The organism is Arthrobacter sp. B0490 (genome assembly GCF_002929355.1).
In the GTDB taxonomy this organism is placed as follows: domain Bacteria; phylum Actinomycetota; class Actinomycetes; order Actinomycetales; family Micrococcaceae; genus Arthrobacter_D.
In genome coordinates this window covers 85856-111387 of sequence record NZ_PJIR01000009.1, presented here as the reverse complement: position 1 = coordinate 111387, position 25532 = coordinate 85856, and the positions used below count along the sequence as shown (strand labels likewise).

The window sequence follows — 25532 nt, the reverse complement described above, 5'->3', positions numbered from 1 at the left end:
GGCTTTCGGGTTGGTTGGCGCTGCTGTGCCGGAGGAAGGAGGACGACGTCAGCCGCTGATGACCTGCGGGGACCCGAGGCCCTTGAGGCCTTCGACGCCGAACTCCAGGCCGTAACCGGACTGCTTGGCGCCACCGAAAGGCATGCGGGGATCAACTGCCCCATGCTTGTTGATCCAGACTGTTCCGGCCTCCATGCGCGCTGCCACTTCCCGCGCCTGCGCTGGATCCGCGGACCAAACAGAGGCACCGAGGCCGACATCGAGGCCATTAGCCATGGCTATGGCCTCATCGACATCGGAGTACTTGATGATGGGAAGCGCCGGCCCGAATTGTTCCTCGGTGACCAGCGGATTGGTGTTGTCGATGTCCGCGATGAGCGTGGCGGGGTAGAAGTATCCGGGCTGGTCCTGCTGCGGGTTGGCCCCGACGACGACGCGGGCTCCTGCGCTTGTGGCCGCATCGACGAGGTTGGCGACGATGTCATATTGAGCTTTGTTCTGCAGTGGTCCCAGCACGTTGTTCTCGTCGAGGCCCACCCCCATCGGCATTGCTGTGGCCACCTCGGCCAGGGCTGCGACGACTTCCTCATAGATGTCCTCATGGACGTAGAGGCGCTTCAACGCGGCGCATGTCTGCCCGGTATTGATGAAAGCTCCCCAGAACAGGTTCTCAGCGATCGCCTTCGGGTCGGCGTCGGGCAGGACGATGCCGGCGTCATTACCACCGAGCTCCAATGTCAGGCGCTTCACCGTGTCAGCGCTGGAGCGGATGATGGCTTTCCCGGTAGCCGTAGAGCCCGTGAACATGACTTTGTCGATGTTCGGATGGGAGGCGAGGGCTTCGCCGACTTCCCGGCCGCCGGATACTACATGCAGCACCTCTGCCGGCAGTACCGTGTTCAGCACATGAGCGAGGGCAAGAACGGACAACGGGGTGTATTCGGAAGGCTTCATCACCACCGTGTTGCCCATGCGGAGGGCCGGGGCAAGCTGCCAGACGCTGATCATCATCGGCCAGTTCCAGGGACCGATCGCGCCGACCACGCCGAGCGGGCGGTAGTGGAGCTCTGCGAGTCCGCCCTCGTCGTCGACGAGCACTTCGGGGTCCAAGGCGAAGGAGGCAGTCGCGCGCAACCACGCGGCACAGGCACCGACTTCGAAGCGGGCGTTGGGCCCATTCAACGGCTTGCCCTGCTCGCGGGAGAGCAGTACGGCGAGTGGCTCCGCGTTCGCCTCGACGGCATCCGCGGCGAGGTTAAGGTAGTGGGAGCGCTGGGAGTGTGTCAGGGCGCCCCAACCGGGCTGGACCGCCTGCGCGGCGGCCACCGCTGCGTCGAGGTCTGCGGCAGTGTGCTCCGGGGCCAAGCCGACGACCTCCCCCGTGGCCGGGTCATCAATCTGCCTACCGCCCTCGAGTGGTTGGATGACGGCGAGGAGGTCATCTGCAGTTGCATAGACACTCTGGGTGGTTTCGGTGGTCATAGCGTTCTCCATGTTCGTCAATGAATTGTGGAGCGAATGAGTCAGTGGGCTACACGGGTAGGGGAACTACGGGCCCCGCAACAAATACGTGGTTGCTGGACAGGCATGTTCTCCTCCTTGAGAACGACTGACTTCTGTCCTTGCCAGTGTTCTCGCTCAGGCGCGCATGACTGTTAGCTTCACATGCACGCTAATAGTCACTGCGCGCACAGTTGTGTCCTGCGTCACCGAACTACCGCTTGGCGCGTTGCACTAGCACCGAAGTCCTGGAAAGCGGTGGGTCATGAGTGGCCGGGAAGTTCGTCGCCTTGCCCAGCTTCCATGACGGGGCAGAACCTATTCGCGGCAACAAGTCCAACGGGTGGAGGGGCACGGTGGATACCGCGTTTGCTCCCCCATGAAGCGCCGACCGTGCAGCCCGACGCATAGGCGAGAGGCAGCAAACTATGTCCGCAGGTTCAACCCGACATAACGGAGGTCATCGGCGATCTAGGATCAGACGTATCGCCGCTACTGCATAAGCACCCACGTGGTGCTTGCAGCTCCATCGTGCGGAACCGAACAGCACGCGTCGACCGCCTCACCCCTTCAACTCGTCACTGACCTTCAGCACTCCACGACGTTGACGGCCAGTCCACCCATGGCTGTTTCCTTGTACTTGGAACTCATGTCCCTGCCGGTCTCCCGCATTGTGATGATGACTTCGTCGAGGGACACCCGGTGTACCCCATCCCCCCAGAGCGCCATTTTGGCGGCGTTGATCGCTTTCGCCGCGGCGATGGCGTTCCGCTCGATGCAGGGCACCTGAACCAGGCCACCGATGGGATCGCAGGTCAGACCGAGATTGTGTTCCATTGCGATTTCGGCCGCATTCTCAACCTGCGACGGGCTGCCGCCCATCACTTCGGCCAGGCCGGCGGCAGCCATGGACGATGCAGAGCCCACTTCGCCCTGGCAGCCCATTTCGGCACCCGAGATCGAGGCTTGTTCCTTGTAGAGGACTCCGACCGCACCGGCGGTCAGGAGGAACTTGACCACTACGTCGTCGCGATCCTGCTGGTTGGCCTCCTGCATGCCGGGCGCGAAATGCAGGGCGTAGTACAGCACGGCGGGGATGATGCCCGCCGCTCCGTTCGTCGGCGCGGTGACTACTCTGCCCCCGGATGCGTTCTCCTCGTTGACGGCAAGGGCGATGAGGTTCACCCACTCCTGCCAGTATCGGGGGTCGCGGTCCTTGTCCTCCTTCAGCAAACGGTCATGCCAGTCGGGGGCGCGTCGACGGACCTTGAGTCCGCCGGGTAGCAGTCCTTCGCGGGTGAGGCTGACCTCTGCACACTTTTCCATGACCGAGTAGATGTGGAGGAGGCCCTGCCGGATCTCCTCCTCCGTGCGACTGCCCTTCTCGTTGGTCAGCATCACGTCGCTGATACCGAGGGAGGTTCGACGGCAGTGCTCCAGCAGTCCCGCAGCGGTTCGGAACGGTAACGGAAGCTCCGTCCTGGAGGTATCGAGGTCCTGCCGGGCGACGTCCTCCTCACCGTCCCGCGCGATGAAGCCGCCGCCGACCGAGAAGAAGGTGGCCTCATGGAGGACCTGCCCGGCTGGGCCGTAGACGGTGAAGGTCATGCCGTTGGTGTGACGGGGCAGGATCGTCAGGGGGCGCAGGACGATGTCCTTGACGCCGTAGCGCAAGGACACGCTTCGACCAAGCTGCAGGATGCCGGTGCTGGCGATGATCGCCAACCGCTCCTCCACCTCCTCGGGCTGGATCAGCTCCGGGTAGAAGCCTTCGAGACCGAGGAGGATCGCCGTCATCGTTCCGTGCCCGTGCCCTGTCGCAGCAAGTGACCCGTAGAGGTCGATTCGCAGTGATTCCACATCGGCGAGCACCCCGGAAACCCTCAACTCGTCGCTGAACGCCGCAGCAGCGCGCATCGGTCCGACGGTGTGCGAGCTCGAAGGTCCTATCCCGATGGAAAAGAGGTCGAAAACTCCTACAGCCATGTTGTAGATCCTTCGTGTCTTGGAGGCCCGATAGACGATCCTGTCGAAAGGCGTCGGTGATCCGCCGACGCGGGATTCGGACGAGCCTGACAGCAGATCCTGGACGCCAAAAGCCGTCAGGGGACCTCGGGCGAGGCGTACTCACGCATTGCATCGAGGAGCCACCGGCCCAGAAAGCCCGCGAAGGAGGCGCGGGGAAAGAGCCGGAAACTCTCCTCCCCGGTCTTCTCAAGGATCAGCGGAATGTTGCCCACCTCGGTGTTCACGGCTGTTCCCGGGAGGAAGATGCGGGGGTGCAGGTCCAGGGAGCAACCCTTTTCCAGGACGGCACGCGCCCGGGTGCCGGAGAGCTCGAAGATCGTGCGGTTCGCGGACAGGTCCACCACCTGGCCCGGGTCTCCGCCCAGGGCGGCGGCGAGGGAACCGATGAGGGTGCCGCCGAGCGAATCGTGGGCCTCTTCAGGTGCGACCACCAGGAACTCGCACGGCCCCAGCCAGAGGACGCTGACGCCGTCAGCGCCGCCCACCTCACTGCAGCGGGCAGGCAAGCCGCCGACCACGTCGGCAACCCGTGCGCCTTCCTCGGAGTGTGGGTCCACCCGGAGGCCGACCATGGTCTGGAACGGACTTTCCTCGAGGATCGCCGTCCCCTCGACGGAGCCGGCTTCCATCGCGGTGGCCAGGTGGGAGGCAGGGCTGCGCCGGATGTCCTGGAGTCCATTGATGCCGTCGAGTGCTGCTGTCTCAGCCATCCTTGCGGGTCCCTTCGGGGTCGAAAAGCACGGTTTCGGCGACGACGACGTCGACCAGCTGGTCGCCTGCAGCGGCCACGAGGGTCTCCCCGATGCGGTTGCGGCCGTTCTTGATCAGCGCCAGGGCGAAAGTCCGGCCCAGGGCGGCGCTGTGGTAGCTGGAAGTGACGAAGCCCTGCATCGGGACCGGACCGAGGGCGGGATCGACGTCAATGCCCTGCTCCACCAGTTGCGTGCCTTCGGGGAGCCGGAAGGAACGATCCACGGGCAACACGCTGACCAGGTGCTTGCGGTCCTCGCGCCGGGCATCGGCCCGGGCGTAGGATCGCTTGCCGATGAATTCCTTGGCCTTGGAGACCACCCATTCCATGCCCGCGTCCTGCGGGGTGACGGTGCCGTCGGTGTCCTGGCCGACGATCGGGTACCCCTTCTCCGCGCGGAGCACGTGCATGGTCTCGGTGCCGTAGGGAGTGATGTCGAATTCGGCGCCCGCGGCAGCCACGGCTTCCCAGGTGTTCAACCCGTACCAGGAAGGCACGTTGATCTCGTAGGCCAGTTCTCCGGAGAAGGAGATCCGGCAGACGCGAGCCTGCACGCCGGAGGCGAGGGTGGTCTCGCGGAAGGTCATGAACGGGAAGGCTTCTGCCTCCAGCCCTCCATTCGCTGCCAGGTCCGGTGCCAGCTTGGCGATGACGGCCCGTGATCTGGGCCCGACGACGGCGATGGTGCTCCACTGTTCGGTCACCGAGGTGCAGTGGACGTCGAGATCGGGCCACTCGGTCTGGAGCCATTCCTCGAGCCAGTCCAGCACCTTGGCGGCGCCACCGGTGGTGGTGGTCATGAAGTAACGCTCCTCATCGAGACGGAGCGTGACGCCGTCGTCGAAGATCATGCCGTCCGCCATGCACATGACGCCGTAACGGGCGGAACCCGGCGCGAGTTTCTTGAAGGCATTGGTGTAGATCCGGTTGAGGAACTCGCCGGCGTCCTTGCCTCGGATCTCGATCTTCCCGAGGGTGGTGGCGTCCATGAAACCGACGGAGTCGCGGACGGCCGCGCACTCACGCAGGACGGCGGCGTCCATGTCCTCGCCGGCGCGCGGGTAGTACCAAGGACGCTTCCACTGCCCCACGTCCTCGAACAGGGCGCCCCCGGCTTCGTGCCACGGGTGGATGGACGTCTTGCGGGCGGGGTCGAACAGTTCGCCGCGCTGTCGTCCGGCGAGTGCTGCGAAGGCCACCGGGGTGAACGGCGCACGGTACGTCGTGGTGCCGATGTCACCGATGCCACGCGACGCTTCGCCCGCTGTGCGAAGTGCGGCGGCGATGACGCCGATCGCGTTGACGCCGGAGGTCTTGCCCTGGTCGTTGGCGGTGCTGATAGAGGTGTAGCGCTTGATGTGTTCCACCGAGCGCATGCCGGCCCCGGTGGAGCGCAGGACATCGGCCACGGACTGGTCACGCTGGAAATCCACGAAGTGGTGGTGCCATCCATCCGGCGTGCCGACCTGGCCCGGGACCAGCCACAGTTGGCGGGTCGGGGCGGAGGACTTCGGCTCGCCGACGACCGACGGCTGCGTGGCGGATTCGAAGCCAGCGGCAGCGGCGGCGGATACGCCCGCGGAGATACCTTCGGCCACTACGTCCGCAAGTTCGAAGCTGCCGCGGCCGGAACCGATCGTCTGCTGGTCCGGGACCGCAGTGCTCGGCACGAAGGCAGCCAGTTCATCGTCCCAGCGCAGCTTGCCCTGCCGCTGGGAGTGGAGGTGCACCAGCGGGCTCCAGCCGCCGGAGACCGCCAGCAGATCGCAATGGATCTCCTCGACTCCGGGGGTGAGGCCGCCGTCGTCATCGATGGTGCGGACGGTGACGGTGTTCAGGCGGCCGGTGCCGTCCGCAGAGGTGTCGGCCACCACGCTGCTCATCAACACGCGGGAACCGGCTCCGACGGCGGCGGCTGCCACCGTCGTGAGGCTCGACCGGGCGTCGACGATGGCCGCGACCTCGATGCCGGCAGCACGCAGATCCGCGGCCAGGGTGTAGGCACTGTCGTTCGTGGTGCTGATGACCACACGGTGCCCCGCGGCCACTGCGTAACGGTTGAGGTAGCTGCGGACGGCGGAGGCGAGCATGATGCCGGGGCGGTCGTTGTTCTCGAAGACCAGCGGGCGTTCATGGGCACCGGGGGCCACCACCACCTGGTGAGCACGTACATGCCAGATACGCTGGCGGGAGACGCCGGGTGCTGCGGGGCTGGACAGGTGGTCGGTGCGGTTCTGGACCGCGATGACGTAGTTGGCGTCGTAGGCGCCGAACGCGGTGGTCCGGTTGAGAACGGTGGATTCGGAGCCTGACACCAGTTCGGCCTCGACGTCCGCCACCCATTCCAGGGCCGGCTTGCCCTCGATGGTCTCGGCCAGCCCGGGCGCGGTCGACCCGGACAGCAGGGATCCGCCGAGCTCGGGCTGGTCATCAAGGAGCATGACGCGGGCGCCGGTGCGGACGGCTTCGCGTGCGGCGGCCAGGCCGGCGGGGCCCCCGCCGACGACCAGGACATCCGTGTGGACGTACTTCTTGTCGTACTCGGCTCGGTCGTCCTCCGGGTCCAGCCTGCCCCGTCCGTTGAGCAGCTCTGCCGTCAGTCCGTCCACCAGGGTGACGGTGGTGGCCGGGAGCATGGACTCGGCCGCATGACCCGGGAAGCGTGGGTACACCTTCACCAGGGCGTTCGATTCCTCCACACCGGCGGACATGATGCCGCGTGGGCGGTCCTCGTACAGTGAGTTGCCGACGGCGATACGGCCGTTGGCGAGAAGTGCCGAGGCGAGGGTGTCGCCGGGGTGACCGGTGAAGTCCTCGCCGTCCACGCTGAAACGCCAGGAGATGGTGCGGTCGATGCGCCCACCGGCGTCGAGACGGAAGTTCTGGGACGTCACTTGGTTGCTCCTTCCGGGGCGGTCGTGCTGGCGGGGCCCGTGCTTGTGCCGGAGATGTCCGGAGCCGCCGTCCCGGTGGTGGTGCTGTCCGGGGCGGTGCTGGCGGTGCCGGACTCAGGAGCCGGCGCGGCACTGTCCGGACGGCCCGTACCCATGGGGTAGACCGCCTGGATCTCGTAGGTGACCGTGTCGCGGAGCATGTTGAACCACTGGCGGCAGCCGGTGCTGTGGAGCCAGCGTTCGGCGAAGGCGCCCCTGGTGTTGTCGCGGTAGAACAGGAACTCCGCCCATTGGCGGTCGTCCAGCTCCGCGGGGTTCTCGGGATAGGGCACGTGGGCCTGACCCCCGTAGTGGAATTCGGTCTCGTCGCGGGAGCCGCAGTTGGGGCATGAGATGAGGAGCATGTCCGGCCTCTCCTTCAGTGCGCCACGGCGGCTGCGCCGTGTTCGTCGATGAGGGCGCCGGTCTCGAACCGCTCCAGCGCGAACGGTCTGTTCAGTTCGTGGGGCGTCCCGGTGGCGATGGTGTGGGCGAAGGTGAGCCCTGCCGCCGGGGTCCCCTTGAATCCGCCGGTACCCCATCCGCAGTTGACGAACATATTGTCCACCGGGGTGGTACCGACGATGGGTGAGGCGTCCAGTGTGGTGTCGACGATCCCGCCCCAGGTCCGCAGCACATGTGCCCGCGCGAAGATGGGGAACAGTTCGACGGCGGCGGCCATCTGGTGTTCGATCACATGGAAGGAGCCCCGCTGGCCGTACCCGTTGTAGGCATCGACGCCGGCGCCCATGACCAGTTCACCCTTGTGGGCCTGGGAGACGTAGACGTGGACGTGGTTGGACATCACGACGGTGGGGTGGACCGGTTCGTGGAGTTCGGAGACCAGGGCCTGCAAGGGGTGGGATTGGATGGGGAGCCGGAAACCGGCCATCTCGGCCAGGACCGAGCTGTGGCCGGCAGCGCACAGCCCCACCTTCTCGGTATGGATGGTCCCCTGGTTGGTCTGGACGCCCACCACGCGGTTTCCGTCCTTCAGGAAGCCGGTGACCTCGCAGTTCTGGATGATGTCCACGCCGAGTTCGTCGCATTTGCGGGCGAAGGCCCAGGCCACGTGGTCGTGCTTCGCGATGCCGGCGCGCGGCTGGTAGGTGGCCCCCATGACCGGGTAACGGATGTTGTCGCTGATGTTCAGGATGGGACACAGTTCCTTGACCTGCTGGGGGTCGAGCCACTCGGCGTCCACGCCGTTGAGCCTGTTCGCGCCGACCCGGCGCATGCTCTCGCGGACATCGCCCAGGGTATGGGCGAGGTTCATCACGCCGCGCTGACTGAACAGGAAGTCGTAGTCGAGTTCCTCGGGCAGGATCTCCCAGAGCTTGAGGGCGTGTTCGTAGATGGCCGCGCTCTCGTCCCACAAGTAGTTGGAGCGGATGATGGTGGTGTTCCGGGCCATGTTGCCGCCCGCCAGCCAGCCCTTCTCCAGGACCGCGATGTTCGTCATGCCGTGGTTCTTGGCGAGATAGTAGGCGGTGGCGAGGCCGTGCCCGCCACCGCCGACGATCACCGCGTCGTAGCTCTTCTTGGGGGCCGGGTTGTGCCACAGGAATTCCGGGTGCTCCGGAAGCAGATCGGCCATCATGCCTCCTCGGGTGTGTCGGTGGAGAGGTTCGGGTAGAGGGGGAACTTCCCCGCCAGGATTTCGACCCGCTGCCGGAGCACCGCCACGGTCTCGTCGCTGAAATCGCGCTTGAGTGCTGCGGCGATGATGTCCGCGACCTCGGTGAATTCCGTCGTCCCGAAGCCACGCGTGGCCAGCGCCGGCGTGCCGATCCGAAGACCGGAAGAGACCATGGGCGGGCGCGGATCGAAGGGCACGGCATTGCGATTGACCGTGATCCCGACCCGGTCCAGGCGGTCCTCGCCCTGCTGGCCGTCCAGTTCCGAATCGCGCAGGTCCACCAGGACCAGGTGCACGTCGGTGCCACCGCTGACGACGGTCACACCGGACTCTGCGACATCGGCGGCCAGCATGCGTTCGGCAATGATGCGGGCGCCTTCGAGGGTGCGTTCCTGGCGGTCGCGGAACTCGGGCTCGGCAGCGAGCTTGAACGCGACAGCCTTCGCGGCGATGACATGCTCGAGGGGGCCGCCCTGCTGTCCGGGGAACACCGCGGAGTTGACCTTCTTCGCGATGTCGGCGTCATCGGTCAGGATCACACCACCGCGCGGACCTCCAAGGGTCTTGTGGGTGGTGCTCGTGACGATGTGCGCGTAAGGCATGGGGTTGGGGTGCAGTCCTGCGGCCACCAGGCCTGCGAAATGCGCCATGTCCACCATCAGGTAGGCGCCTACGAGGTCCGCGATCCGCCGGAACTCGGCGAAGTCCAGCTGCCGGGAGTAGGCGGACCAGCCGGCGACGATCAGCTTCGGCCTGGTCTCGACCGCCAGGCGCTCGACCTCGGCCATGTCGACCATGAAGTCATCTTCACGCACCCCGTACGGGACGATCGTGTAGAGCTTGCCGGAGAAGTTGATGCGCATGCCATGGGTGAGGTGACCGCCGTGCGCGAGATCCAGTCCGAGGAGGGTGTCACCGGGCTGGATGAGGGCGGACATCGCCGCTGCATTGGCCTGGGCGCCCGAGTGGGGCTGCACGTTGGCGTATCGGGAGCCGAACAATGACGTCAGACGGTCGATGGCGAGCTGCTCGACCACGTCCACGTGTTCGCAGCCGCCGTAGTATCGCCTGCCCGGGTAGCCCTCGGCGTACTTGTTGGTGAGCACAGATCCCTGCGCCTCCATGACTGCGGTCGGTGCGAAGTTCTCGGATGCGATCATTTCCAGGGTGCCCTGCTGGCGCAGCAGTTCCTGCTGTACAGCGGTATGGATCACGGGATCGGTCTCGGCGAGCGAGCGGGTCAACACGTCGACCATCTGTTCTCCTCCTTCTGCTGTCTAATATCCGCTTGATATATTAGTTCTGTGTTTCTAGTGTTCTACCTCCAGCGGGAAGTGTCAACAGGTCCCTGCGGCTCGGGCGGCGAGCCGTGCAGCAAAAAGGGGCGTGAAGGCGGCCCTCGAGCCGGGCCCCCTTCCTGAGGCGGGAACGTGCCTAGGCCGCGAAGAGGGTCTGGCGTACAGCGTGCTCGAAGCCGCTGACATGGATACGCGCGAGCTCCCCGGCCCGAACTTCGTCTCCGTCGATCACGGCACGGAGCAGGTCCACATGCTCATGCACGTGATGCGACAGATCGGGAAGGCGATCCAGGACCATGCACCAGATTCGTGTCGCGAGATTGTCGTACCGGATCAGGACGTCTTCGAGATGAGGATTGGCGGCGGCCGCGTAGATGCCCTGGTGCACGCGGGCATCCAGGCGCAGGGTCTCGACGACGGATGCCGCACCCGTGTCGAAGGACTCGACAGCATGCATGACAGTCCGCAGTTGCTCCCTCACCGACTCCGTCGCCACCCGCGCCGCCCGGGATGCCGCAAGAGGCTCCAGCTGGGTGCGGATCTCGGATATGAACGCGAGATCAGTGACCTCCACCCACGTCGCGAAAGTACCCCTCCGCGGATAGGAAACCACCAGGCGATCCAGCTCCAGCCGCTTCAAGGCTTCCCGTACAGGGGTCCGACCCACGCCGAGGTCCTTGGCGAGGTCGTCGTCATTGATCAGGTCGCCAGGCTTGATATCGAGCATCAGCAACCGGTCCCGTATGCGTTCGTACGCGACGTCGGCCAGCGACCTCTTCGTCGCATCAGTAGGTGCCAGACTCCCATAAGCCATCCCGTGGCCCCCTTCTCGAACAGGCCGACAGGCTGTTGACCTTCACTTCTGGCCAGTATACGCTCATGACCGGTTCTAATATATCAGTCGTAGGTTGTGGAATATATCTAAGGAGGGGACATGACTCTCGTGGCGACAGACTCATCGACCAGCACGCTGCCCCAGTCGGAGGCCCAGGTGGACGGCCAGACGCGGAGGTTCGTGCTCACACTGTCATGCGTTGAACGCGCCGGCATCGTCCAGGCAGTCACCACCTTCCTCTTCGATCGTGGCTTCAACATCGACGAGCACCAGCAGTTCGATGACGGCCTCCGCCAGACGCTCCATCTGCGGTCCGCCTTCTCCGGCTCGGCGGCCTACACCCCGGAGAGGCTCCAGGAGGAATTCCGCCCGATCGCTGACCGCTTCGACATGAAGTTCAGCTTCCACGACCAGACGAAGCAACGCATCCTCGTGATGGTGTCCAAGTTCGGCCACTGCCTGAACGACCTGCTCTTCCGCTGGCGGGGCGGAAGCCTCGGCGGCGACATCGCCCTTGTAGTCTCCAACCACGAAACCCACCGGGCCATGGCCGAAGCCGCCGGCCTCCCCTTCATCTACCTCCCGGTGACCCCCGAGACGAAGTCGGATGTCGAACAGCGCCTCCTGGACCTGGTGGACGAGCATGACATCGACCTCGTCGTGCTCGCCCGGTACATGCAGGTACTGTCCGACGACCTCTGCCGCGCTCTCGAAGGCCGGGCGATCAACATCCACCATTCCTTCCTCCCGGGATTCAAGGGCGCACGCCCCTACCATCAGGCCTACGATCGTGGCGTCAAACTGGTCGGCGCGACAGCCCACTACGTCACTGCGGAACTCGATGAGGGGCCGATCATCGAACAGGAAGTGATCAGGGTCGACCACAGCTTCGGACCGACCGCCCTCTCGACGGTCGGCCAGGACGCCGAAGCGCTGGCACTGTCGCGCGCCGTGCGGTGGCACTGCGAGCACCGCGTCCTGCTGGACCGGACCAGCACCGTCGTGTTCCGGTAAGAAACACCCCATCAGCAGAGCCACCACACGACCACCAGCAGGAGAAGCCACATGGCATCCACGCCAAGCATTGTCATCATCGGAGCTGGAATCGTCGGCACGAATCTGGCCGATGAACTGGTCGCCCGGGGGTGGAACAACATCACCGTCCTGGATCAGGGACCGCTGAACATGCCCGGAGGCTCCACGTCCCACGCACCGGGTCTTGTCTTCCAGACGAACCCTTCGAAGACCATGGCCGCCTTCGCAAAGTACACCGTCGAGAAGCTCCTGTCCCTGACCGAGGACGGCGTCAGTTGCTTCGACCAGGTCGGTGGGCTCGAAGTCGCCACCACCGAGGCCCGCCTGGCGGATCTGAAGCGGAAGCTGGGATACGCCGCATCGTGGGGTATCCATGGGAAGATCCTGACCCGCGCCGAGTGCAAGGAGCTCTATCCGCTCCTGAACGAGGAAGACATCCTGGGCGGGCTTCATGTACCCACCGACGGTCTCGCACGTGCAGCGCGGGCCGTTCAGTTGCTCATGAAGCGCACGGAGGCCGCAGGCGTCGAGTATCGGGGCAACACCACGGTCACGGGCATCGAGCAGTCCGGCCGTCGCGTAACCGGTGTAGAGACCTCCGACGGTGTCGTTCCTGCCGACATCGTGGTGTCCTGCGCAGGTTTCTGGGGCGCCAAGATCGGCGAGATGATCGGCATGGTCGTTCCCCTTCTCCCGTTGGCCCACCAGTACGTCACGACCACTCCGGTACCGGCCCGGAAGGGCTGCAACGAACTGCCCAACGGCGCTTCGCTGCCGATCCTGCGTCACCAGGACCGGGACCTCTATTACCGCGAACACGGTGACCGCTATGGCATCGGCTCCTATGCGCACCGTCCCATGCCCGTGGACCTTGCGGATCTCGGCTCCTACGAGGCCGCCACCATCAGCGAGCACAACATGCCCTCCCGTCTCGACTTCACGCTGGAGGACTTCCTCCCGGCGTGGGAGGACACCAAGCAGCTGCTTCCGGCGCTGCGGGAAAGCGACATCGAGGACGGCTTCAACGGCATCTTCTCCTTCACCCCCGACGGCGGCGCCCTGGTGGGCGAGTCGAAGGAGCTCGATGGTTTCTTCGTGGCAGAAGCCGTCTGGGTCACCCACTCGGCCGGTATCGCCCGGGCTGTTGCCGAGCTCCTGACCACCGGCAAGTCCCAGATCGACCTCGGTGAATGCGACATCCACCGCTTCGAAGCGGTGCAGCTGACCCCTGAATACGTCAACGAAACGTCCCAGCAGAACTTCGTGGAGATCTATGACGTCCTGCATCCGCTGCAGCCCAAGCTTTCCCCCCGCAACCTGCGCGTCAGCCCATTTCACGCCCGCCACAAGGCACTGGGAGGGTTCTTCCTCGAGTCCGGCGGATGGGAGCGCCCCTACTGGTTCGAAGCCAATGCCGACCTGCTGAAGGAGATGCCGGCCACGTGGCAGCCCCCGGCCCGTGATGCCTGGTCCGCGATGTTCAGCTCACCCATCGCAGCTGCTGAAGCCTGGAAGACCCGTACCGCGGTGGCCATGTACGACATGACCCCCCTCAAGCGCCTCGAAGTCTCCGGCCCGGGAGCACTGAAGCTCCTGCAGGGACTCACAACAGCGGACATGGCGAAAAAGCCCGGGGCCGTCACCTATACACTCCTGCTGGACCACGCGGGTGGCATCCGGAGCGACATCACCGTGGCCCGGCTGAGCGAGGACACCTTTCAGCTCGGAGCCAACGGAAACATCGACACCGCCTACTTCGAACGGGCAGCACGTCACCAAACCGAAAGCGGAACCGCGAACGACTGGGTACAGGTGCGCGACACGACAGGCGGCACCTGCTGCATCGGGTTGTGGGGCCCCCTCGCCCGGGACCTGATCAGCACCGTCAGCAGCGACGACTTCTCCAACGACGGTCTCCGGTACTTCCGGGCCAAGCAGGTGGTCATCGGTGGCGTCGCAGTGACCGCGATGCGCCTGTCCTACGTCGGCGAACTGGGCTGGGAACTGTACACCAGCGCAGACAACGGCCAGCGCCTCTGGGATGCCCTGTGGAAGGCCGGGCAACCCTACGGCGTCATTGCTGCAGGCCGGGCCGCCTTCAGCTCGCTGCGCCTGGAGAAGGGTTATCGTTCGTGGGGCACCGACATGACCACCGAGCACGATCCTCTCGAAGCCGGCCTCGGATTCGCCGTGAGGATGGCCAAGGAGGACTTCGTCGGAAAGGCCGCCCTGGAAGGGCGTACCGAGGAGAACTCGACCCGGCACCTGCGCTGCCTGACGGTCGACGACGGCCGGAGCGTCGTGCTGGGCAAGGAACCGGTCTTCTACAAGGACCAGGCAGTCGGTTACGTGACCAGTGCCGCCTACGGCTACACCGTCGCCAAGCCGATCGCCTACGCCTATCTTCCTGCCGCTGTGAGCATCGGGGGTTCGGTGGAGATCGAGTACTTCGGACGGCGCATTCAGGCCACCGTCACCGCGGATCCGCTCTATGACCCCACGATGACCAGGCTCCGCGGCTGACCCACCCGCCGTACCCGCCGGCGGAGCGCGTCGCCAGAGGTGGACGGGCAGCTGAAGCGTGAGCTCGGGACGTCGACGAAGGACACCACGGCGCACCAGCTGGTGAGCACCATCGAAGCCACGATTGCCCGGGACCCGTCGAGGACGGCTGTCGTCTTGGCTGCCTACCCTCCCGGTTCGATGACAGGAGCTCCCGACATCAGCACCGTGGAGAGGAGCCGGCCGGGATACTCACGAAGGCCGCTGCCATTCTTCAGGCGCTCGGGGCGACCTCTCCTGTATCCGCTCATACTGAGCGGGTACTCACCCTGGCTACAGCACGGCCCTGATGAGGTTCTCGAAGTCGGTGACGTGCCGGGTGGTCAACCGCGCAGCAGCGTCGGAGTCCCCAGCCGCGATGCACTCGAGCAGCTCGATGTGTTGGGCAATGTGCTCGGACACCGGCGGGAGCTTTTCGAGCACCAGGCTCCAGATCCGCGTCGCCAAGTTGTCGTACCGGACCAGGATGTCTTCAAGGTGCCTGCTTCCGGTAGCCCGGTAGATCATCCGATGCACCCGCATATCCAGGCGCATGAGATCTTGCTGCGACTGTATTCGGGGTAGCAGTTGCGCGACTTCGTGCGCGAAGTCGCGGATCTCCTTCCGGAGCTGCGGCGACGCATGTCGCGCAGCCCGCGCGGCGGCCACCGGCTCCAGGAGCTGTCGGATCTCGGAGATCTCGGCCAGGTCCTTGATGTCCACACCAGCGGCGAACGTCCCACGCCGGGGGTAGGCCACCACCAGATGGTCACTTTCGAGGCGTTTCATGGCTTCGCGGATCGGCGTCCTGCCAACGCCGAGTCGGCGGGAGATCACTTCATCATTGAGGGGCTCCCCCGGCTTGATGTCCAGAACGATCAATTCGTCGCACAACATCCTGTAGGCGAAGTCGGCAAAGGATTCCTCGTCGTGTCTCAGCGACGCCGAAGAAGCACCCGCCTCCACCGGTAATCGGCCAGCGTGCCCCATGTCCACGTCTCCTCCCGAGCTGCGTCAGGGCCTCGATGCCCCGACTGCTGTCACCCAGCCTTCCACCAACTGATATATCAATATCTAACCACGAGGACGCAGGGTCGGGTAACCGTGGTGGCTGGGATGGCCTAGGGGCCGGAGGCCTGTATCACCCGGCTGGATCGCAGGCGTGGCGCCGTCGGCTCCGCGCGTCGACGGCCGTCCAGGAACTCTGGACATACCTCCCTGCCTGCAATACAGTCATCTGATATATCAAGACCGGTAGTCAGAACATATCAAGGATTAACCTTCTGAACACAGAGGGAGTACGTCCGCGAAACCGGGGCGCCCGACCATGGAAGGGCTGCACCCACGAAGTTCATATCGTCGACGGAAACGTCATGATCGTCGCATCGGAAGAGGCCCCAGCCTTCCCGGTCTGACTCCCGAGGGCCCTGTGCAACCGCAGGCCCATGCCTCATCGAGCAAAGGACCCGCTCATGGCTTTTGATGGTGACCTCAGACCCCAAGACCCCCCGGAGTTGTCTGCTGAGAACGGGGCGCCACAGGGCTCGCGTGACGCGCAACCTGGAGGTGGGGAGCGGAGCGGAGCAGTCATCGCCGTCTCCACCGATTCCCACAGGATCCCGGCTGCCCCCGGTCCGGAGGGGGAGAACGCGCCCCTGCCGGATGTCGAGTACGAGGAGATCCTCGAGGAGCTGCGTCATGCCAGGACTGAGCAAGCAGTTGCGGATCGCCGGAACCACAAGCTCACCCTCGACAAGACCATCTTCGGCATCACAGGGGCCATCGCCATCGCCTTCGTCATCTGGGGCTTTGTAGGACGGGACAGTCTGTCCAGCACTTCCACGGGCGCCCTCAACTGGGTCATGGAGTACACCGGGTGGCTCTTCATGCTCATGGCATCGCTCTTCGTGGTATTCGTCCTGTGGCTGGCTCTGGGGAAATTCGGCAACATCCCGCTGGGCAAGGACGGCGAGAAGCCCGAATTCCGTACAGTCTCCTGGGTTGCCATGATGTTCGCCGCCGGGATGGGAATTGGGCTGATGTTCTACGGCGTGGCCGAACCGCTCTACCACTACATCTCCCCCCCACCTGGAACCGTGGATGGAAGGACATCGGAAGCAATCCAGACGGCAATGGCCACCTCGATATTCCACTGGACCCTGCACCCGTGGGCCATGTACGCCGTCGTGGGTATCGCCATGGCCTACGGGACCTACCGCTTGGGTCGCAGGCAACTGATCTCCGTCGCCTTCACGTCGATCTTCGGAGTCAGGACGGTCGAAGGACCGATCGGGAAGTTCATCAACATCCTTGCCATTTTCGCCACCTTGTTCGGTACCGCAGCATCCCTGGGCCTGGGTGCCCTGCAGATCGGCAGCGGCCTGACCTCCAACGGCTGGTTCGGCGAGATCGGCACGCCCGTGCTCGTGGCGATCGTCGCCGTCCTCACCCTGTGCTTCGTCGCTTCGGCCGTCTCCGGCATCAGCCGCGGCATCCAGTGGCTCTCCAACATCAATATGGTCCTGGCCGTCGTCCTTGCATTGATCATCTTCATCGCCGGTCCCACCCTTTTCATCCTCAATCTGATCCCCGCCGCGATCGGCGACTACGTCCGCGATCTGGCCGAGATGTCGTCCCGGACCGAAGCGGTCGGCGATGAGTCACTGCGTAGCTGGCTGACCGGTTGGACCATCTTCTACTGGGCCTGGTGGGTGTCCTGGACGCCTTTTGTGGGCCTCTTCATCGCCCGCATCAGCCGCGGCCGCACCATCCGCCAGTTCGTGACCGGCGTGCTGCTGGTCCCCAGCGTCGTCAGCGTCATCTGGTTCGCCATCTTCGGAGGCGCCGCCTTCCATGTCCAGCAGGAAGCCGACGACGCCAACACCCCCGGCCTAGTCACCATGGTCGACGGGACACCGTCCGTCAACTTCGACGGAGCGCTCTTCGACCTGGTCAAGAATCTGAGCATGCCCGACTGGGCCACCACCGCCGTTATCGCGCTGGCCATGGTTCTGGTCGCCATCTTCTTCATCACCGGCGCTGACGCCGCCTCCATCGTCATGGGATCGCTGAGTTCCAACGGCGCGGAGCACCCCCGCCGCGGAGTGGTCATCTTCTGGGGCTGCCTTACCGGCGCCGTAGCGGCGGTCATGCTGATGGCCGGCGGTGATGAACCATCGGAAGCCTTGGCCGGCCTTCAACGGATCACTATCGTGGCGGCGCTACCGTTCGTCATTGTCATGATGTTGCTCTGCTTCGCCCTCACCAAGGACCTGCGTCGCGATCCCCTCTCCTTGCGGCGACGCCTGGCCACGTCCGTGGTGGAGCGAGCCATACGCACCGGCGTGGAACAACACGGCGGGGTGCAGTTCGACCTCGTGACGAAGCACGACCGCGCTGGAAAGTGCGCCGACCCGGACTGCGTGGAAGGCACGTCCACAGAGAGCATTCCGACGGTGAAGGCCCAGCTGCCGGACCCGAACGGTAGATAGCGGCGCACCTCGAGTGGCTACGCACTCAGGCGGCACGCGGCCTGACCCGGCCCGTGCCGCCCGGGCACGCCATCTCGAGCGCGCGACCTGTTCGGTGAGGCGTAGCAGGCCGGCCTGCGGCGCCCGATCGCCTTCCGGACCTGCCGGCCCGGCGGCAACACACCGCGGTCATGCGATCTCAGAGATCGCCTTCGGGTCGGGCGGTGAGGATCCGATCCGCGCTGACCTGCAGGACGTCGAGCGACTCCTGGATCAGGGGGGATGTGATGCTGCCCCTGCGCACTGCAGCGACAATGCGGCGCGTGGGCTTCCCCCTGCCGGTGATGCGCAGACGAACTACGTTCTCGGCACTACGCAGGGGCGCCAGTCGCGGCAGCAGGCCTACGCCCAGCCCCGCACCGACGAACGCGATCTGTGTTTCCCATTCGACGGCCTCGTGGGCGATCCGCGGTGTCACCCCGACCGCCGTGAACGCCGCAGTGAACAGGGAACGATAGGTGGATCCGGCTGCATCGGTGATCCAGGGTTCCGACGCCAGCTCTTCGAGCGTCACCGTTTCCCGCGATGCAAGCGGGTGATCGCAGGGGAGGATCACATCCAGGGGATCATCAAGCAGCACGGTCTGTTCGAAACGGGGATCGTCCTCGACATAGGTGTCGGACTGCATGGCGACGACGACTGCGAGGTCGATCCGCTCGGCAACCAACAGGTCGAAGCAGCGGGCCGGGTCGGCCTCGAGTACCTGCACCTTCAGCCGGGGGCGTGTCGAGCGCAGCGTGGCCGCCAGCGGCGCGAGTAGCTGGGCAGCCGCCGTGGAGAATCCGCCGAGACCGAAATCGGACTGCACCTGGTCGCCGGCCTCCATGGCCGCGGCACGCAGGCTCTCCCATTCCGCAATGAGGGCATCCGAGCCCGCCACGAGAAAGCGACCCGTGGCGGTCAGCCGCACACCCCGACCGTCCTTCGTGAGCAGCTGCATTCCAAGCACGCGCTGGAGCTCCCGCAGTTGGGCGGAGACGGCGGAGGGCGAATAGCCCGTGAGCTCCGCGGTTGCCCCGACGGTGCCGCACTGGGCAAAGACCCGAAGTGTCAGGAGCCGCGGATCGATCATGCACCTATTGTGCACTGTCACCCCCTGAATGTTGCGCTTTTATTGCAGATCGATTCTCCCTACCATCATGACTACGGCGTTGTCGGCAGTGCCGGTCCCACCAGTAACCCCGGGTCTCTATGAATCGCACACTTACTCAGCCCTCCCGGGAGGAATCAGATGTCTGCACCAGTGAACGTGCCCCTGAATTCACGCGGAAGACTCGCTTCATCATTGTCTGCGGAACAGTCGGTGGAAATCACCGAGTTGTTCGCTTTCCGGCGCGCAGGATATTCCCTCGACGCCCCCTTCTACACCGATCCCACGATCTTCACCATCGATATGCAGGCCATCTTCGGTCAGCATTGGATCTTTGCAGCGAGTATCGCCGAACTCCCGGAGCCGGGCGACTACGTCACCGTCGATTACGGGCCCTACTCCCTGATCGTGCTGCGTAACGATGACGGCGGCGTGAACGTCCTGCACAATGTGTGCCGCCACCGCGGCGCCCGCGTCCTGACCGCGCCCGCGGGGACGACGGGAAACCTGGTCTGCGGCTACCACTCCTGGACGTACTCCCCCGACGGCACTCTTATTCATGCCTCGGCACCCGGGGAGACGAAGTTCGACAAGGGCTGCTTCGGCCTCAAGCGCGCTCACAGCCGCGTGGTCGCCGGACTGATCTTCGTCTGCATCGCGGACGAACCGCCAACGGACTTCGACGAGACCGGAAAGATCTTCGAACCCTATCTCGCGCCGCATGACCTGTCGAAGACGAAGATTGCCTACCAGCAGAACATCGTCGAGGAGGGCAACTGGAAGCTCGTCATGGAGAACAACCGTGAGTGCTACCACTGCGACGGCCACCCGGAACTCGCCTGTTCGCTCTTTCCCACCTGGGGTCTGACCGAGGGCCTGATTCCGTTTCATCTGGAGGAGGTGTGGGACCGCAACAAGGAAGCGCAGTCCTTGCTCGAGGAACGTTGCCGCCGCTACGGCCTTCCCTATGAGGTCGTCGAGGAGCTCGACACGCGCGTGGCGGGAATCCGCATCTCACGGGACTCGCTCGACGGTGACGGAGAATCGTTCTCGCCCGATGGGCGTCGACTCTCCAAGAAGCTGCTCGGCGATTTGCGGGATTTCCGCCTCGGCCGCTGCTCCATGCACCTGCAGCCCAATAGCTGGTTCCATTTCCTCGGGGACCACGTCATCACCTTCGCCGTCTTCCCCGTCAACGAACACCAGACACTGGTACGCACCACGTGGCTGGTCGCCGATGACGCCGAGGAGGGCGTCGACTACGACCTGAAACAACTCACCCACACCTGGAAGCAGACCAATCTGCAGGACAAGGCGTTCGTCGAGTTGTGCCAGAAGGGCGCCGGCAGCCCCGCCTACGAACCCGGCCCGTACATGAAGAGCGAATACCAGGTCGAGGCGTTCATCAACTGGTACGTGCAGCGGGTGCAGGAGCACATGGCATGATCGAACTCGGCACCGTCACGGCAACCGAGGAACCACAGCGCATACGCGGTCTGGAGATGCCGTGGAACAGGGTGATGAGCAGCACCGAGGGACCCGCCGGTGCAGCCCGCGCGTTGGGCCCCTGGCATCCGCAGGAGTTCATGGCCGAATGTGTCGAGATCGTCCCCGAGGTCGGCGGCATGATGACCTTCGTGTTCCGCCGCGCCGACGGTGCACCCCTGGCGTTCCGGGCAGGCCAGTACGTGAACGTCGCCTTTCCCGTGAACGGCGAGGACCAGGACGCGGTCGACCGCAGCTATTCGCTGTCCAGTTCACCCACCAGACCGTGGACCTTCGACATCACGGTCAAGCGCGACCCCACAGGGCTGGTCTCACCGTGGGTGCACGAGAACGTCAAACCCGGCACGGTCCTTGAGATGCTCGGACCGGTCGGGGCATTCCACCTGCCGGACGCCGACCGGCGGGCGCGATACCTCCTGCTCGCCGCCGGGGCAGGCATCACCCCCATCATGTCGATGGTGCGGACCATCCATTCCCTGCCCGGACGGGCCGACGTCGTGGTGCTCTATCACGGAGCGGCGGCGGGAGGCTTTGCGTTCCACCAGGAGTTGGCCTACATCGCCTCCGTGGACTCACGCATCAAGGTCTTCTACTCCCTCGGCGACCGCCGCGGACCCGAGGGGTGGGAATGGCTTACCGGGAGGCTGACGACAGCCATGCTCGACGAGGTGGCCCCCGATGCCAATGGCCGCCAGGTTTATGCCTGTGGCCCCGAGGCCTACCTGAACACCGCCGCCGAACTCCTCGAGGAGGTTGGCGTCGACGACACCTCCATCCACATGGAATTCTTCTCGGGAGACCGCCAGACGCTCCTCGAATACCAGGTGGAACTCGCGCATGCTGTGGACATGGCGGAGGAGATCGCCGAGGAGATCGCTGATTCGGCCGAGGACTACTACGAAAGTCAGCCCACCGCGTTCGGGCTCTACGAGCCCGGCTACGACGCCGGGGGAACCCTGCAAGCCACCGGGCTGCCGCTGGAGACCGTCGACCCGAATGTGCCCGAGCCTGAAGCCCCCAACGGCAGTCCGGACGCGGGACCGGATGCGGCGCCCCCCGATGCCTCGGGCTTCGACACGGTTGGAACGGGAGACCTCACCCTGTCCTTCATACGCACCGGCGTCAATGTGCGCATCGACGCGGCCGAACATATCCTCGGGGTGGCCCAACGCGCAGGCGTCAGGATCGGCGCGAACTGCAGGGAAGGCATGTGCGGCTCGTGCAAGGTCGTGAAGCTCTCCGGGGAAGTCGAGATGAACCACCAGGGCGGGATCCGGGCACGGGAGATCGATGCAGGTAAATTCCTGCCCTGCTGCTCCACCGCGCGGACCGATCTGGTGATCGACGCCTAGCCGCCTCGAGCTGCGCCAGGTCGGACAGCCTCGAGATCCGTTCCACAGGAACAACTGCCTTCACCGGATCGGGTCCGCAGACGCCGAACAGGAGGCATCCAGCCACTGCTCCTACAGGCCGCGAGACCTGTCGACGGTTCCCGGATGGTCCCAAGGTAGTGCCGCTCCCAGCGCCGGTGAACGACCACCACCAGCGTCCGAAGGCCTTGACGCAGAACGATCAGCGAATGCCCAGCAGCTGGAGGTCGGATCGCCGGAATCGCCGTTCCTCACCCGGCCCGTTCGAGATCCGCGGATGACGTCGACAGGCGAACTTCAGGGAAGGCGGAGCCAGGACCGGGCGAGGCTGCGCGCGGCTTCCGGGGGCGAAACGGGTCGAGGTCCACGGTGAGGCTCATGGCATGCGGAACGGGGTCCGCGCACACGAGGTCATGCATCACGGCCAGCCACTGCATGGCCGCGGCTTCCTCCGTGAAGTACTCGCCCGGATACACCGCGTGCAGATAGGGCCCCGCCAGAACCTCATCCATCGCGCCCCGGCCCAGCATCGCCGCGGCGAGCACATTCCGGGACGAGGACAGCACATGCCGGGCTCCAGAGGTGATGTCCGTGATGTTGTCGACCACGAGCAGGACGACGTACTGCCGATGGTCCGTCACCTCGAAGCTGCGCCTCAGGATCATCAGCGCATCCACCTCGGAGACGGAGACATTCTTCTTCGCGCGGACGGAGACCGCGCACCGCTCGAAACGGACGATCTCGAAGCGGTCGTCGAAAGTGTAGGCGTTGGTCACGGGGTCTTCCTGGGTCGAATGGGCGCAGCACTGCCGGGGCAGCGTTTGTGTACCAACTCGACGCATCAGCATCGTGAGACCAGCCGGAGAACTCAACGCCCCATTCTAAGGACATCTCCGCTTCCTCGCAGCCCCGGACGGCCCGGCAGTCGAGGGTTGGGCCCACCGGCGCCAGGACCCTACTCGTTGCGCACACCCAGTAGATCAGGTGCTCGGGAACGGTGGGCCGTGCCTCCTCCGGCGCCCCCGCGTAGTGTGGAGAGTGTCGTTTGGGTAAAGCGGTGTACGAATTCTCCATGTCGCGTCCCGGGCTTTCCGAGCGTTGCTGCATCATGAACGCCGATCTCCTGACTAGGAGAATCACCATGAACGACACTTCCCCCTCTTCCTTCGCACCCGAGAACCCGGTTCAGGGCCTGCCGGTGACCACGCACAGCCATCCTGTCCCTGGATCGCCTGCGCACACCGCGATCTTCCTGCAGGACCTAGTCCTGGACGGCAAGGACGTCGACCACTTCCTCCACAACCTTGCACGGGTCGCCGCCGGACACCTGTCCCGACCGGATCACGAGGTGTTCTGCGGGGTGACGCTGCTGCGCCCGCGGCAGGCAGAGACCTTGGCCAGTAGCAGCCCGGCAGCGTTGAAGCTCGACGAGATCCAGTACGCGTACGGCGACGGGCCCTGCCTGACAGCCGCGCGCACCCACGCACTCGTCCACGTCCGCGACACACAGACGGATGACCGCTGGCCCCGGTACTTCACGGCGATCGCCCACGAGGGGATGCGGTCCATCCTCGGAGTCCCCATCCCGCTCGAGGGTGAGGCCGACTGTGCGCTGAACCTCTACTCCTCCTCCATCGACGGCTTCCCGCCCGAAGCGATCGAAGCAGCCGAGGCCCTGGCCCGGGAGGCATCCAGATCCCTGCGCCTGGCCGTGCGCATCGCCCAGCTCTCGGACAAGGCCGAGAACCTGAGCGCCGCGCTGGAATCGCGGACCATCATCGACCTCGCGGCAGGAATCGTCATGGGGCGGAACAAATGCAGCCAGTCGGACGCCATCGCCATCCTCAAGACCGCCTCCAGCCATCGGCAGATCAAACTGCGTGCAGTGGCTACTGAGCTGGTGGCCGGCGTGACCGAGGAAGTCCCGGACACCCACTTCGACTGACACGCCGAGGTGCCTCCCGGAGGGACGCGCCGAAGCGGGAAGCGGGGGCAGGAGTCGGACTGAAACAACGAACGATCCCGACTCCTGCCCGAGAGGCTTGAGCGTCAGCCGGCTTCTTGACCAACTACTAAGCCTACTGACTAGTTGACCACGGATGGGGAGGGGAAGGTCAAGGGTTCACGCGAGATCATTCGATTCCGCCGGCGGAGGTCCGGGTGACATCATCACCGGCCGGCGAACGACAGCGCACGACGAGGCAGCGGGCACGGGGGCCTCGCACGCGTCCCCGACAGCCGGCGCGGGCGACCCTGCGAACGACCCCAGCTCGAGGGCTACGACTCGTCGGTGCCCTCGCCGAGAACTTCGCCGATGTACTGGATCGTGAGCACCGGAGAGTCGACCTCGTCCGTGCCTGCGACCAGCGCAACATACAGGAGTTGGCCGTCGAAGCCGGTGGCGACGTAGTCGAAGCTCTTCCAGGCCGGATGCTCCGCGGCTCCGTGCCAGGCGGGGTGCAGCAGGAGGTCCTCCCATTCGGAGTCGGATGGCAGGCCCTCGAGGCCGAGGGCGGCGACGACGGTGTGCTCGACGGCGACCGGACAGAGGAAGTACCGGTCGGAGGCGTAGGGGCTGATGTCGATCAGGGCGCCCTCGGCCAAGGCCTTCCGCCGGGACGGGCCCGGATGCCTCTCCGGGATCTCGTGCGCGACCTGGTGCTCGAGCAGGTCGACCTGCTCCGTACTCGGCATCCCCTCCGGGTACAGGTAGGGGTTCACCCGGGACGCGGGGTTGTAGGGCACGAACCACGCGGGCGCGCCCTGATCCCTGCCGTCCGGCGCCGGCCGGTAGGTCTCCTCCAACACGCCGGTGTCCTCGATCAGCCCGACCATCATCCGGTCGAGGTTCACCGCTCCAAGACTCGCACCGTACTCGGTGTCGGCGTTCCGGACACCCTTCTTCGCGAAGCAGTAGGCGGCGAGTTCGTGCGCGAAGGTGCGCGGCTCCTCCCAGCCGAGCTCGAAGTCCGAGGCCACCTCGGCCGCGACGACGGCGAAGCGCTGCAGGAAACCGGAGGTGTAGTGGCGTCGGTACGCCGGCGGCAGGCCATCCACGACGCGCGCTCCGGCGGAGGTGATGTAGGCCTGCCCGTCTCCGCCGGCTGCCTCCAGGGTGCGTAGGGCGAAAATGTCCTCGAAGATCCCGGCCAGGACGATCGGGATGGACTGCCGCAGAGCCCCGCGGAGCAGCTGCGCGATCACCAGCTCCCGCAGCCGGGCCTCGGGCGATGCGTAGTTCGCCGCCGGGAGCTCACCGTCCTCGTCGAGCTGCATGCGCCCGATGCAGGCGCCCTGCAGCTCCGGGCCACCGAAATAGCCGAACAGCGTCAGATGGACGCCCTCGAGCTTCCGACCCTCGTTGATCAGCTCGATCTGCCCGGGCGTCAGGTCATGCGGGTCGATCTCCGGTGCCACGGCACTCCTCGGTCGAAGGTTGCGCCAGACTAGCAGCGGCTCCATTCCAGGCGGGTGCA

The 25532-nt window shown here is 65.3% G+C and carries 18 protein-coding genes; 6 read left to right on the top strand and 12 right to left on the bottom strand.

The genetic code is table 11. The features are described 5' to 3' along the window. Positions 1–48: 48 nt before the first annotated feature. The 8 genes from CXQ97_RS14210 to CXQ97_RS14175 all read right to left on the bottom strand — a co-directional run bounded on the left by CXQ97_RS14210 (position 49) and on the right by CXQ97_RS14175 (position 10963). Complete coding sequence (locus CXQ97_RS14210; RefSeq protein WP_104181524.1) at positions 49–1482, bottom strand: aldehyde dehydrogenase family protein; 1434 nt, start codon at positions 1480–1482, stop codon at positions 49–51. 606 nt (positions 1483–2088) lie between these two features. Further along, positions 2089–3486: an L-serine ammonia-lyase gene (locus CXQ97_RS14205; protein WP_104181523.1), complete on the bottom strand. Its 1398-nt coding sequence runs from the start codon at positions 3484–3486 to the stop codon at positions 2089–2091. A gap of 116 nt (positions 3487–3602) precedes the next feature. Continuing rightward, positions 3603–4238, bottom strand: a complete 636-nt coding sequence (locus CXQ97_RS14200; protein ID WP_104181522.1) for a sarcosine oxidase subunit gamma — start codon at positions 4236–4238, stop codon at positions 3603–3605. After that, entirely contained in the window at positions 4231–7173 is a 2943-nt protein-coding gene (locus CXQ97_RS14195; protein ID WP_104181521.1) for a 2Fe-2S iron-sulfur cluster-binding protein, read from the bottom strand. The genes CXQ97_RS14200 and CXQ97_RS14195 overlap by 8 nt, the downstream gene beginning before the upstream one ends. Further along, a complete protein-coding gene (locus CXQ97_RS14190) occupies positions 7170–7577 on the bottom strand; it encodes a sarcosine oxidase subunit delta (RefSeq protein WP_104181520.1) in 408 nt (135 codons plus the stop codon). The genes CXQ97_RS14195 and CXQ97_RS14190 overlap by 4 nt, the downstream gene beginning before the upstream one ends. A 14-nt stretch (positions 7578–7591) precedes the next feature. After that, the gene (locus CXQ97_RS14185) at positions 7592–8809 is read right to left on the bottom strand and encodes a sarcosine oxidase subunit beta family protein (protein ID WP_219815430.1); all 1218 of its coding nucleotides are present in this window, start codon (positions 8807–8809) and stop codon (positions 7592–7594) included. After that, the gene (glyA, locus tag CXQ97_RS14180; RefSeq protein ID WP_104181518.1) at positions 8809–10107 is read right to left on the bottom strand and encodes a serine hydroxymethyltransferase; all 1299 of its coding nucleotides are present in this window, start codon (positions 10105–10107) and stop codon (positions 8809–8811) included. The genes CXQ97_RS14185 and glyA overlap by 1 nt, the downstream gene beginning before the upstream one ends. Before the next feature lie 178 nt (positions 10108–10285). Next, positions 10286–10963, bottom strand: coding sequence for a GntR family transcriptional regulator (locus CXQ97_RS14175; protein WP_104181517.1), 678 nt, complete (start codon positions 10961–10963; stop codon positions 10286–10288). Positions 10964–11083: 120 nt separating this feature from the next. Here CXQ97_RS14175 and purU point away from each other — a divergent pair, with 120 nt between their 5' ends. Beyond that, on the top strand, positions 11084–11998 hold the full coding sequence (purU, locus tag CXQ97_RS14170) for a formyltetrahydrofolate deformylase (RefSeq protein WP_104181516.1): 915 nt from the start codon (positions 11084–11086) through the stop codon (positions 11996–11998). 51 nt (positions 11999–12049) lie between these two features. After that, positions 12050–14542 carry an FAD-dependent oxidoreductase gene (locus tag CXQ97_RS14165; RefSeq protein ID WP_104181515.1) on the top strand — a complete coding sequence of 831 codons (2493 nt, stop codon included), beginning with the start codon at positions 12050–12052 and terminating at the stop codon, positions 14540–14542. Positions 14543–14854: 312 nt separating this feature from the next. Here the strand turns inward: CXQ97_RS14165 and CXQ97_RS14160 are convergent, their stop codons facing one another. Next, complete coding sequence (locus CXQ97_RS14160) at positions 14855–15550, bottom strand: GntR family transcriptional regulator (RefSeq protein ID WP_104181544.1); 696 nt, start codon at positions 15548–15550, stop codon at positions 14855–14857. Between the two features lie 482 nt (positions 15551–16032). Between CXQ97_RS14160 and CXQ97_RS14155 the strand changes: the two genes are divergently transcribed. Next, positions 16033–18051 carry a BCCT family transporter gene (locus tag CXQ97_RS14155; protein ID WP_258062602.1) on the top strand — a complete coding sequence of 673 codons (2019 nt, stop codon included), beginning with the start codon at positions 16033–16035 and terminating at the stop codon, positions 18049–18051. A 178-nt stretch (positions 18052–18229) separates the two neighbouring features. Here the strand turns inward: CXQ97_RS14155 and CXQ97_RS14150 are convergent, their stop codons facing one another. Beyond that, positions 18230–19162, bottom strand: coding sequence for a LysR family transcriptional regulator (locus CXQ97_RS14150; protein WP_104181513.1), 933 nt, complete (start codon positions 19160–19162; stop codon positions 18230–18232). Positions 19163–19321: 159 nt separating this feature from the next. Between CXQ97_RS14150 and CXQ97_RS14145 the strand changes: the two genes are divergently transcribed. Both CXQ97_RS14145 and CXQ97_RS14140 read left to right on the top strand, forming a co-directional pair. Then, entirely contained in the window at positions 19322–20626 is a 1305-nt protein-coding gene (locus tag CXQ97_RS14145) for an SRPBCC family protein (RefSeq protein ID WP_104181512.1), read from the top strand. Then, positions 20623–22038 carry a ferredoxin reductase gene (locus CXQ97_RS14140; protein ID WP_104181511.1) on the top strand — a complete coding sequence of 472 codons (1416 nt, stop codon included), beginning with the start codon at positions 20623–20625 and terminating at the stop codon, positions 22036–22038. Before CXQ97_RS14145 ends, CXQ97_RS14140 begins: the two co-directional genes overlap by 4 nt. A gap of 269 nt (positions 22039–22307) precedes the next feature. Here the strand turns inward: CXQ97_RS14140 and CXQ97_RS14135 are convergent, their stop codons facing one another. Beyond that, positions 22308–22832, bottom strand: coding sequence for a hypothetical protein (locus tag CXQ97_RS14135; protein ID WP_104181510.1), 525 nt, complete (start codon positions 22830–22832; stop codon positions 22308–22310). Between the two features lie 365 nt (positions 22833–23197). On the opposite strand from CXQ97_RS14135, the gene CXQ97_RS14130 reads away from it, so the two are divergent. Further along, on the top strand, positions 23198–24001 hold the full coding sequence (locus CXQ97_RS14130) for a GAF and ANTAR domain-containing protein (RefSeq protein WP_104181509.1): 804 nt from the start codon (positions 23198–23200) through the stop codon (positions 23999–24001). Between the two features lie 332 nt (positions 24002–24333). On the opposite strand, the gene CXQ97_RS14125 is transcribed toward CXQ97_RS14130, so the two are convergent. Continuing rightward, positions 24334–25473 carry a hypothetical protein gene (locus CXQ97_RS14125; protein WP_104181508.1) on the bottom strand — a complete coding sequence of 380 codons (1140 nt, stop codon included), beginning with the start codon at positions 25471–25473 and terminating at the stop codon, positions 24334–24336. Between the last annotated feature and the right edge of the window lie 59 nt (positions 25474–25532).

Coding starts and splice junctions, on each gene's coding strand:
- CXQ97_RS14130 (WP_104181509.1), top strand. CDS start 23,198: ATGAACGACACTTCCCCCTCTTCCTTCGCACCCGAGAACCCGGTTCAG.
- CXQ97_RS14150 (WP_104181513.1), bottom strand. CDS start 19,162: ATGATCGATCCGCGGCTCCTGACACTTCGGGTCTTTGCCCAGTGCGGC.
- CXQ97_RS14205 (WP_104181523.1), bottom strand. CDS start 3,486: ATGGCTGTAGGAGTTTTCGACCTCTTTTCCATCGGGATAGGACCTTCG.
- CXQ97_RS14155 (WP_258062602.1), top strand. CDS start 16,033: ATGGCTTTTGATGGTGACCTCAGACCCCAAGACCCCCCGGAGTTGTCT.
- CXQ97_RS14200 (WP_104181522.1), bottom strand. CDS start 4,238: ATGGCTGAGACAGCAGCACTCGACGGCATCAATGGACTCCAGGACATC.
- CXQ97_RS14165 (WP_104181515.1), top strand. CDS start 12,050: ATGGCATCCACGCCAAGCATTGTCATCATCGGAGCTGGAATCGTCGGC.
- CXQ97_RS14190 (WP_104181520.1), bottom strand. CDS start 7,577: ATGCTCCTCATCTCATGCCCCAACTGCGGCTCCCGCGACGAGACCGAA.
- purU (WP_104181516.1), top strand. CDS start 11,084: ATGACTCTCGTGGCGACAGACTCATCGACCAGCACGCTGCCCCAGTCG.
- CXQ97_RS14185 (WP_219815430.1), bottom strand. CDS start 8,809: ATGGCCGATCTGCTTCCGGAGCACCCGGAATTCCTGTGGCACAACCCG.
- CXQ97_RS14210 (WP_104181524.1), bottom strand. CDS start 1,482: ATGACCACCGAAACCACCCAGAGTGTCTATGCAACTGCAGATGACCTC.
- CXQ97_RS14175 (WP_104181517.1), bottom strand. CDS start 10,963: ATGGCTTATGGGAGTCTGGCACCTACTGATGCGACGAAGAGGTCGCTG.
- CXQ97_RS14145 (WP_104181512.1), top strand. CDS start 19,322: ATGTCTGCACCAGTGAACGTGCCCCTGAATTCACGCGGAAGACTCGCT.
- glyA (WP_104181518.1), bottom strand. CDS start 10,107: ATGGTCGACGTGTTGACCCGCTCGCTCGCCGAGACCGATCCCGTGATC.
- CXQ97_RS14160 (WP_104181544.1), bottom strand. CDS start 15,550: ATGGGGCACGCTGGCCGATTACCGGTGGAGGCGGGTGCTTCTTCGGCG.
- CXQ97_RS14140 (WP_104181511.1), top strand. CDS start 20,623: ATGATCGAACTCGGCACCGTCACGGCAACCGAGGAACCACAGCGCATA.